We start from the raw sequence: 9,307 nt of genomic DNA on the forward strand, positions 1-9,307 counted from the left end.
ATTATAGTCAAGTGTGGATAACTCTGTTAATAATGTTAGTAAAAAACCTGAGTCAATAAGTTTTTTCACAAAATAAAAAAATATTTTGCTCTCAGATGTAAGAAAATATAGATGCGCTTACAAATAAGCATGAATTCAGTTCTGCAAATAATGTTTAGCTAATAGTAAGTATAAGGTTGAGGTCATGACGTTTAAAGTTAAGGATTACTATTATAAAAAGGCCAAGAAAGAGAACTTTCTTGCTCGCTCAATTTATAAATTAGAAGAGATTGATAATAAGTATAAAGTTATTAAGAAGGGTAATAATGTTCTTGATTTAGGTTATTTCCCAGGCTCGTGGATGCAGTACACGAGTAAGAAGATTGGGCCAGATGGCTTTGCTGTCGGTATCGATATCAAACCAGTCAATAAGAAACTTTTAGGGGTTAAGAATATTAAACTCTTTGAAAAGAGTATTTTTGATGTAACGACAGTAGAAGAGCTTGATTTTGATGATCGCTTTGATGTTGTTATTTCTGATATGGCCCCTAATACAACGGGTGTTCGATCAGTTGACCAGTTAAGGAGTTTAAACCTTATTGAGCAGGTTTTTCATCACTTACCTGTCTTTTTAAAGCCTGGTGGAAACTTTGTTATTAAAGTATTTGATGGCCATGAGGCGCAAGTCTTTTTAAAATCACAAAAAAACATTTTTAAAGAATTCCATTTTTTAAAGCCAAAATCGACACGATCGGTAAGTAAGGAATTCTTTGTGATTGGTAAAGGCTATAAAGGTGATCAAAAAGTATAAATTTATCTATAAGTATTTACTAATCTTGGCCCCACTTGCCTTGATTGGTTTTTTCTTTTTAGGAAAAGAAGAGAATAAAAAAGCAAAAGTTGAAAGTAAACCAAGTGTTATTAGTGATCAGCAACTAAAGCACTATCTCTCCAGTCAATTATTGGACCCGGTTGAACCATTTCAACAATCAATTCAACACAATGGCAAATTGTATAATATTGAGTACGCAACAGATAAGAAGCTTGAAAAGTTTGTTCGCTGGAGGTTGCGCTACTATCGTCCTGATAAAGCAGCTGTTGTTGTAATGGATAATAATAATGGAAATCTTTTAGTTTCCCTCGGTTTTACTAGAAAAGGGAAAGTCTTTGATTATTTACTGCCATTTACTGGGACCCATCCCGCCGCCAGTGTCTTTAAGATTGTAACTAGTGCGGATCTTGTAAATAATGCTGACTTCGATATTCATGATAAATTTAAGTACCGAGGAAGAGGGACAACTCTTTATAAGTACCAGCTAAAAAATAAGAAGACACGTTGGCAGAGGTCGACTTCTTTTGATCGTGCCTTTGCATATTCAAATAATGTAATCTTTGGTAAGGCCGCCATTAACAACACAACTCCACAGGAGCTAGAGCAAATGGCGCAAAAGTTAGGCTTTAATGAAGACCTTATGAGTGAAATCGATTTAGCTCGCTCAACATTTGAAGTTCCAAAAACTGATTACGCCTTGGCCGAGATAGCGTCAGGTTTTAATAAACGCACACAGATGTCACCTGTTCATTGTGCTGTGATTTCAAGCATTGTGGCAAATGAGGGAGAGCTGACTTATCCACGTTTGGCACTGCATTTAAGTGATAATAAGAGCGAGGATGTCTGGACAAACGAAATAAGAAAAGAACGAGTTATAAATAAGAAAGTTGCTGATGAGTTATCTGAACTAATGCAGGGAACGATTAAAAGGGGGACAGCAAGAAGAACCTTTAGACGTTATATGAATCGTCGCCTTTCAAGCAAGCTTGAAATGGGAGGTAAAACAGGTTCTATTACAGGTGGATTCCCCTATGGAAAACGAGACTGGTTTACTTCTTATGCAAAACCTAAAAAGGATAATAATGACAAGGGCATCTCTGTTTGTGTTATGATTATTAACTATGAAAAGTGGTATGTTAAATCCACAAAATTAGCACAGGAAATAATCTCAAGATACTATAGAGGGCTTAAGTAAGTGAGTGAATTGATAGAAGAGAAGATTTTAAATCGTAAGAAGACATTTATTAAGATGACTCGCGATTCATTCATTATAATCATTTCACTTTTAATCTTTCGCTCAGTTTTATTTGAACCATATAGAATCCCTTCTGGGTCAATGATACCAACCTTAGAAATTGGAGATTTCATCCTTGTAAAAAAGTTTCAATATGGATTGAAAGTTCCATTTTCTGATATCGCTCTTGGAAATATTAATTTAACACCTACTTATCTCTTTCGTACTAATGAAGTTGAAAGAGGGGATATCATTGTATTCAAGTATCCAAATGACTTGAAAATAAATTACATAAAAAGAGTTATTGGCCTACCAGGTGAGACTATTGAAATTAAAAATAAGGAAGTCCTCATTAATGGTCAAAAAATGTCTGAGAAATTAATTGCTACAAAAAATAATGATAATTATGAATATTTTCAAACAACAGTTAATGATAAAGAATTTGTTGTTAAAAAGGATATGGATAATATCTATAAATTAAATTTCAAAAAAACTAAAATCCCTGAAGGCCATTATTTTGTAATGGGTGATAATCGCGACAATTCCTCAGATTCTCGTGCTTGGGGTTTTGTACCATTTGAAAATATAAGAGGTCGCGCCTTCTTTGTATGGTTTTCGATGAAACAAGATAGTTATTCAGGACAAATGACAATAAACTTTGATCGAATCTTCAAATCAATAAATTAATTATTATTTACCAAGTCAATTCTCGTTGCGCCGTCATTGCCTTCATCAGGTGTCCAAGTTAAGTCTTTGTGCCTTCTCATCTCATTTCTAAGCCATTTCTTAAGTGTTCCATCACCATGGCCATGGACAATGATTAGATATGGTATATGACCCATTCTTAAATCATCAATACAAGAGAAGACTTTTTGCTGAAACTCACTTAGTCTCATTCCACGACAATTAACTTCAGTTGTATAATTAATTGTTTTGAAGACATTGATTTGTACTTCTTTCTTAGGCTTTGCCTTTTTATTGCGATCAATACCTTGTTGATCAAAGAGAGAATTTTTAGGAACTGTTATTTTTTTTCCATTGACCTCGACAATACAATTCTTACCCTTAACCTCAGAAACTACACATGTTGTGTTTAGGCGATCGCAAAAATAGCGGTGCCCCTGTTTGACCTCTTTTGCTACGGTACGTACTTCTTCTTTCGCTTTCTTCTCGTCATGATCAGGCTTTAGCTTTTCAAACTGTTTACTTAGATGAGTAATTTCATTGCTTAGGCTTTTGGCCTTAACGTCATTTAGGCCTTTAATGATTTTTCGTATCTCTTTTTCATAATTATCAAAAGCTCTCTGCTTTTCGAGAAAGAGAATACCTTCTTGGGACTTCTTTTGATTTTTTAATTCAAAGTTGAGCTGTTTATTCTCACGTAGTGTTTTATCGATTTTTTCTTGTTTACGAGATAAATCCTGTAGCAACTTTTCATATGTTACATATTTTGTATCTAACATCTTCTTAGCATTATCGAGAATTTTTGTAGGGATTGAATGTTCATGACTTAAGCGTTTGAAGATTTCAAGGGCCATTGATGAGCCAGGGGTCCCCATAGCAAGTTTATATGTCGGACAATTCTTTTCAAAGTCATAACCAACATGGGCCGAAAGGAAGTCAGGATTGTCTTGCATTTTGGTTTTTAAAAGTTGGTGGTGAGTTGAAATAAGTACATCACATCCAAGCTCATGTGTAACATAGTTAATTATAGAGTATGCAAGAGAAGATGCTTCATCTGAAGATGTTGAATTAAATATCTCATCAGCGGCAATAAGTGAGTTATTTTGAATATTTTCAAGCATACCGAGAATGACTTTAACTTCACCAGCAAAAGAACTAAGTCCCATCTCTAGATCTTGATAGTCGCTATCAAAATAGAAGATATCTGTTTTGTACTGTAATTTTGCCTTTTGTGCAGGAATGAAAAGCCCAAGTTTAAAAAATAGATGAGATATGACAATACTCTTTATACTTACTGTCTTTCCACCTGTATTAGGCCCAGAAATAATTATGCCTTTATGATTACTTTCTAGTTCAATACTATTTGTGACACACTCATCGATTAAAGGATGATAGAAGTCTGTAATGATGGTTTCACCATCAGCACTGATTTCTGGATAGCAGAAGTTTTTTGCATGTGAATAACTTGCTAATGTATTTGTATAATCAAGTGAAATATAGAAAGAATAAATATCTTTCATTACTTGAATATCATTACTAATTTGTTCAGAGTAGCCTTTACAGATCTGAGATAGTGCATAATCTATCTTGGAATTTATTTCGATTAATTCGTTGGCCATTTTTCTCGTCGATACAGGTTCGACAAAAAGTGTATTTCCAGTTGATGATCGAGCGACAATGCTTCCAAGATCACTTCGGTAAGAATCACTTCTAATAGGAATGACAAATCTTTCATTTATGATGTCAAATGTATCCATTTGTAGACGTTTAGAGATATCTTCATCTTTCAATATAAAGTTAATCGTCTCACGTATTCTTCTTTCAAGTGATATTTGTTCCTGAATCAAAGGTGCAATAATTGGATGTTTTTCAAGGTGTACGCTTCCATCGGCATCAACAAACTTTCTAAATGGGTTGATGAATTTACTTTTTAGGCGTTGAGTTTTATTAATGAAATCTTCAAGGATTTCTCTATAGTCTCCAAAGTTAAGTGTTCGCTTAATTGGAAAAAGATTCTCAATAAGATTTGCTAAAAAGTTAAGTTGATCTATTGTTGCAACGCCGCCTTTAGAGATGTAGTTAAGTGCGTTATGATTTTCTTGATTATCTCTTAGATTGCTAAAGAATATCTCATGTAAACTTCCTGTCTCATCAATCTTTTTAATTAATTCGTTTAAATTAGAAAAGTGAGAAGCTAAGGATTCAAATTCGTAAACCTTTGGGTTTTGTTCTATAATGTTTTTATTGGTATCAAATTTCGCATACGTTGTAATTTCTGAAGCAATTTTACTCCAGTCAATATTACTAAGCGTTTGTGACAAAATAGTTGGATTATTCATGAATTTAAATTTCTCAGAGCTTGGACAAAATGTCGATAAAATTAACAAGCAAATTATGGAAAATGGGGAATCAACATGTCCTAAAATCCAAAAGATTTTTTCATCTGGCAAGATGCTATTACTTCAACTTAGGCTTAGGGGAAAAAACCTTTGTATAACGATTGGCAGAGGTGGAGAATACTGTGGGGTTTGGGATACGATTCAAACTATACCTTCAGAATATCGTATCCAAAGAGATCAGTTCCTCGAGTTTTTAAGATCAAATATAAGAAATGCGAGACTCGTTAAAATAGAAGCAGATACACTTGATAAGTGTTTATCCTTTCAGTTTCTAGATAAATCTAGGCTTTTGTTATTTTGGAAAGGCCGACAGCTATATTTCTCATATATTTTTCAATCTAATAACAAATGGATGCACTTCTCTCCATGGATTTCACAAAAGAAACTTGAGTTTAATGAAGAGTCTGATTTTGATTTATTTGATGAAATAGGGCGTAAACAATTAGATATAAAGAATATTAAAGAATCAAAACTTGTTCTAGAGGCGAATGATGTCTTTAATAAAAAAATTGAAACTGGTTACAATAAGAAACTACTACGTAAAAAGTCTCTTATCTCTAAAGACCTTGAGAATTGTAAAATTAGACATGAAATCGAAGAAAAATTAATTAAAGATGACTTAGATTTATCAGGTCACGTTTTTAAATATAAGAACTTCAAAGTTAAATTTGATTATAGTGCAAATTATTATCAAAAAAAGAATAGTGTTTTCACTAAGATAAAGAAATTAAAAAAAGGTGAGGAGTTTCTCACTAAGAGATTACAAGATGTGATCGAAGAATTAGAGAATAAAAAACAAACCTTTGTTCAGGAAAAAGTAAATACTCCAATATGGAAGAAAGTAGCACAAAGTAGTAATGAACCTAAAAAGTCGGATGATCATGTCATTGTAAAATGGGGCGAAATCTCAATCGCCATTGGTCTAAATACGAGAGGAAATGATTATATCAGAAGTAAATGGTCAACTAAGGGAGATATGTGGTTTCACCTAGATGGTGATAAAAGTGCACACCTAATTGCAAAAAATGCTGATACCTTTGATTTTGATACTTATAGTGTCCTTGCTTCAATGCTTGCTGAGTACAGTGAATTTGGTGCAGATCAAATACCTGTGGTTTTTACTCAGGTAGAAAACTTGAAAGGAGTCAAGGGAGCACAAGGTAAGGTCATTTATAAGAAAGAAAAGCATTTAATACTTCCAAAAGTCAATTGGAAGGAAATAATTTCAACTAGTTGGTAATGCTGTATGTCCCTTTTAAAATAGCTTAAAAGGACGTTTTATGCTTAAATTTAATATTTCGCTAATTGTTGTATTACTTCTATCTGTATCTTCAGTTTTTTCAAATAATGAAAAAATTTTTGAAGACCATAAATTAAGAACCTACACACCACTAGCAGGTGAAATTAAAGATCTATTCTTTGATATTAGGGAACCTAACTTGGAAAGTTACGTTAAGTCGAATACTGCATTGGTACCGGATGATGTCTACTATCGAGTGTATTGGTCATTTCCAAATAACATACGTGTTCGAGTCGAAGGACTACCTGAGAAAGGATTTGATTTATTAAAGCAAACACTAATTGCTAAGGTTAAGCCATATGTTGAGTTGATTTTAGCTAAAGATTTAACAACTGCTTTAGAATCAAGTGTTTATAAAAAAGATACAAAAGAGTCGGCCCGATATATTAGGGTGAAATCAAAGAAAGAATTACTAGATTTAGCTGTATCGTTCTATTCAAGTGGTCATATTAAATCAATTGAAACAAAGAGCCCAAACCTTATCACTACAACCGCTTTTTCATACTCTAAGAAGTCGTGGGCCAAAGGCAAGAGTGTTGTTTCTCAAATCGTTATTAGTGAAGGTCGTGGGGTGTCTTCAATTAAAAAAGAAATTGAAATTGAATACGATAAAGTGAATACGTTTGGTCTTCCAAGTGAAATTAATACAGTCTCTTATGCCATCAATGGTGATAAGAAGATTGATCTTGGAAAAATGAATTTGAAGGTGAATAATTATCATATCAATACAGGCAAAGCTAAGAAGTTTATGGGTATTGAATAATGAGAACAATAAATATAAAGAAGAAAATAAATCTTCGGTTTGAAGAAAAAGTAATACTGCTTTCTGAAAATGATATTGAAGATAGTTTGAAATCTTATCGACCTGGTGAATGGTGCTTCTTTGAATTTAATAAAGCTAAGCACATAGGCTTTGTTAATCCAAATTCTTCTCGTAAAAAAAATATATGTGTTTATAAGTATTCACAAGATGACCCCTTATCCTTAATTAAGAACTTAATTAAAAATGCAGTTTCTTATAGAAAAGAGATTGGCTATGCTCTAGATTCGAGACTCATTTACGGAGAAGCGGACGGTCTGCCTGGTGTTATTGTCGATTCCTATGAAAACTGTGCTATTTTACAAATTAACTCAGCAGGTATGGATCAGTTTCGAAATGATATAAAGACATATCTTAATGAATTGATTGATAAAGATGTTTTACTTCTAGATAACGAAAAATATCGAAAGATTGAAGAACTTCCCACTTTTAAAAAAGATGATTTGCCTGAAGTTATAAGTGTAACTGAAAATGGATTCAAATATAAAATCGATAGAGAGTTGATGCAAAAAGTAGGTTACTACTACGATCATAGAGAAAATCGTCGTAAATTTGAAGAGCTAACGATAAGAACTGGGCAATCATTTAAGAAAGGCTTAGATCTGTTTACATATGTTGGTTCTTGGGGACTGCATCTACTTAGAGCAAATGTTTCAAAAGTCGATTTTGTTGATCAGGCAAATATGCAAGGTGTCGTCGATGAGCATCTCAGTCTTAATAATTTTTCGGGCAAGGGAACATTTATTAGAAGTGATGTATTTAAGTTTCTTGATGGTGCAATAAATAGCGGTAATGAATATGATATTATCGTTTGTGATCCTCCAGCATTTAGTAAGAACTATAAAGATAAGAAAGCTGCACTTAAAGGTTATGAAAAATTATATAACAAAATTTTTCAAATAATTGAAAACGGTGGCCTTCTTGCCGCTGCATCATGTACCCAAAATATTAGTATGAGTGAATTAGATCAATGTGTTCTTAAAGCTGCTAATAAAATAGGGGTAAGTGTAAAATTAATTGATACAGGTATTCAAGGGCTTGATCACCCAATATCAAATTTAGATTCAAGATCAAATTACATAAAATATTTAGCTTATAAGGTGGATAGAAATGACTGATAATTCAAGACAAAAAGTACTAAGTGTCTTAGACAGAGCAAAACGTATTGTTTATGGACAAGATGAAATGCTTGATAGCATTATCGCAGCTCTTGTTTGTGAAGGACATTTACTAATTGAAGGTATGCCTGGGCTTGGTAAAACTCTTTCTGTTTCTACAATGAGTAAGCTCTGTGATTTAACCTTTAAAAGAGTTCAATTTACACCAGACTTACTTCCATCGGACTTAGTGGGGACTATGGTCTACTCTCAACAAAAAGAAGAGTTTTCTACTAAGTTTGGCCCAATCTTTACACAACTTTTACTCGCAGATGAAATAAACCGTTCCCCTGCTAAGGTACAATCGGCTCTATTAGAGGCCATGGCAGAAAAGCAAGTAACAATTGGAGATTCTACACATAAGCTATCGAGCCCATTTGTCGTTCTTGCGACACAAAACCCGATAGAGCAAGAGGGTACATATCCTCTTCCTGAAGCACAGCTTGATCGTTTTATGATGAAGGTACAAGTAAATTATCCAGATTTTGAAGCTGAAAAATCAATTCTTGATATGGAAAAAATTAAAGATGAAATGGCTTCGATTCTTTCAACGGATGACATTCTTTCAATTAGAGAGGAAGTCGAAAAAGTATATGTTGATGATAAAATGAAAGACTTAATTGTAAAGATTGTAAGAGCAACAAGACCTGGTGATCAGCACTTTTCTCCTGACTTTAAAGGGTTGGTTCAAGCAGGTGCTTCTCCACGTGCAGCAATTTGGCTACACAAGCTTGGAAGATTTAATGCCTTTATGGCCCAAAGAGACTACGTTTCACCAGATGATATTATGAAAGTTGTTGCCTCTGTCTTAGGGCATAGAATTATTCTTACTTATGAAGCCACTATTGATGGCCAAAACGCAAGGGATATTGCAGTTAAGATCGCACAAAAGATGATTTAAT

General features: G+C 33.5%; 8 protein-coding genes. 7 read left to right on the plus strand and 1 reads right to left on the minus strand.

What is annotated here, in order from left to right; genetic code table 11:
- Positions 1 to 184 precede the first annotated feature (184 nt).
- The 3 genes from ACN5L8_RS12955 to lepB are packed head-to-tail and all read left to right on the plus strand — an operon-like array spanning position 185 to position 2,732.
- A complete protein-coding gene (locus tag ACN5L8_RS12955; RefSeq protein ID WP_114706115.1) occupies positions 185 to 790 on the plus strand; it encodes an SAM-dependent methyltransferase in 606 nt (201 codons plus the stop codon).
- Complete coding sequence (locus tag ACN5L8_RS12960; protein ID WP_114706116.1) at positions 774 to 2,006, plus strand: penicillin-binding transpeptidase domain-containing protein; 1,233 nt, start codon at positions 774 to 776, stop codon at positions 2,004 to 2,006. Before ACN5L8_RS12955 ends, ACN5L8_RS12960 begins: the two co-directional genes overlap by 17 nt.
- Complete coding sequence (lepB, locus tag ACN5L8_RS12965; RefSeq protein WP_114706117.1) at positions 2,007 to 2,732, plus strand: signal peptidase I; 726 nt, start codon at positions 2,007 to 2,009, stop codon at positions 2,730 to 2,732.
- Here lepB and ACN5L8_RS12970 read toward each other — a convergent pair.
- Positions 2,729 to 5,068, minus strand: coding sequence for an endonuclease MutS2 (locus ACN5L8_RS12970; protein ID WP_419173235.1), 2,340 nt, complete (start codon positions 5,066 to 5,068; stop codon positions 2,729 to 2,731). The two genes, lepB and ACN5L8_RS12970, sit on opposite strands and share 4 nt — an antisense overlap.
- Here ACN5L8_RS12970 and ACN5L8_RS12975 point away from each other — a divergent pair.
- Genes ACN5L8_RS12975 through ACN5L8_RS12990 form a run of 4 tightly spaced genes read left to right on the plus strand, consistent with a single transcriptional unit; the run spans position 5,067 to position 9,306 of the window.
- The gene (locus tag ACN5L8_RS12975; protein WP_419173236.1) at positions 5,067 to 6,368 is read left to right on the plus strand and encodes a hypothetical protein; all 1,302 of its coding nucleotides are present in this window, start codon (positions 5,067 to 5,069) and stop codon (positions 6,366 to 6,368) included. The genes ACN5L8_RS12970 and ACN5L8_RS12975 overlap by 2 nt on opposite strands.
- A gap of 40 nt (positions 6,369 to 6,408) precedes the next feature.
- Complete coding sequence (locus ACN5L8_RS12980) at positions 6,409 to 7,191, plus strand: hypothetical protein (protein ID WP_419173237.1); 783 nt, start codon at positions 6,409 to 6,411, stop codon at positions 7,189 to 7,191.
- The gene (locus ACN5L8_RS12985) at positions 7,191 to 8,366 is read left to right on the plus strand and encodes a class I SAM-dependent rRNA methyltransferase (protein WP_419173238.1); all 1,176 of its coding nucleotides are present in this window, start codon (positions 7,191 to 7,193) and stop codon (positions 8,364 to 8,366) included. The genes ACN5L8_RS12980 and ACN5L8_RS12985 overlap by 1 nt, the downstream gene beginning before the upstream one ends.
- On the plus strand, positions 8,359 to 9,306 hold the full coding sequence (locus ACN5L8_RS12990; RefSeq protein ID WP_419168927.1) for an AAA family ATPase: 948 nt from the start codon (positions 8,359 to 8,361) through the stop codon (positions 9,304 to 9,306). Before ACN5L8_RS12985 ends, ACN5L8_RS12990 begins: the two co-directional genes overlap by 8 nt.
- Position 9,307: the final 1 nt, after the last annotated feature.

It is taken from the genome of Halobacteriovorax sp. (assembly GCF_048381875.1).
GTDB classification, from domain to species: domain Bacteria; phylum Bdellovibrionota; class Bacteriovoracia; order Bacteriovoracales; family Bacteriovoracaceae; genus Halobacteriovorax_A; species Halobacteriovorax_A vibrionivorans.

Excerpts from the sequence above, each read along its gene's own strand:
- ACN5L8_RS12980 (WP_419173237.1), top strand. The coding sequence starts at position 6,409 with ATGCTTAAATTTAATATTTCGCTAATTGTTGTATTACTTCTATCTGTA.
- ACN5L8_RS12975 (WP_419173236.1), top strand. The coding sequence starts at position 5,067 with ATGAATTTAAATTTCTCAGAGCTTGGACAAAATGTCGATAAAATTAAC.
- ACN5L8_RS12955 (WP_114706115.1), top strand. The coding sequence starts at position 185 with ATGACGTTTAAAGTTAAGGATTACTATTATAAAAAGGCCAAGAAAGAG.
- ACN5L8_RS12990 (WP_419168927.1), top strand. The coding sequence starts at position 8,359 with ATGACTGATAATTCAAGACAAAAAGTACTAAGTGTCTTAGACAGAGCA.
- ACN5L8_RS12970 (WP_419173235.1), bottom strand. The coding sequence starts at position 5,068 with ATGAATAATCCAACTATTTTGTCACAAACGCTTAGTAATATTGACTGG.
- ACN5L8_RS12985 (WP_419173238.1), top strand. The coding sequence starts at position 7,191 with ATGAGAACAATAAATATAAAGAAGAAAATAAATCTTCGGTTTGAAGAA.